Origin of the sequence: Lactococcus petauri (assembly GCF_002154895.1) — a bacterium.
Lineage (GTDB): Bacteria > Bacillota > Bacilli > Lactobacillales > Streptococcaceae > Lactococcus > Lactococcus petauri.
Window position 1 is genome coordinate 1 of sequence record NZ_MUIZ01000051.1, and the last position, 290, is coordinate 290.

The 290-nt window shown below is 41.7% G+C and carries 1 protein-coding gene; it reads left to right on the plus strand.

What is annotated here, in order from left to right:
- Positions 1 to 290, plus strand: a 290-nt coding sequence (locus tag BZZ03_RS12110) for an MSCRAMM family adhesin SdrC (RefSeq protein WP_233129006.1), incomplete at both ends; no start/stop codon positions are given.

The following is a 290-nucleotide window of genomic DNA, read 5'->3' on the forward strand; positions in this document are numbered from 1 at the left end:
TGATTCTGATTTTGAATCAGATGCTGAGTTTGATGCGCTATCCGAGGTACTTGTGGATTCACTGGATGCACTGTCTGATGTGCTTGTAGATTCACTCATTGATTCTGATTTTGAATCAGACGCTGAGTTTGATGCGCTATCCGAGGTACTTGTGGATTCACTGGATGCACTGTCTGATGTACTTGTAGAATCACTCATTGATTCTGACTTAGAATCTGAAGCTGAACTTGATGCACTGTCTGATGTGCTCATTGATTCTGATTTTGAATCGGACATTGATGTCGATGCAC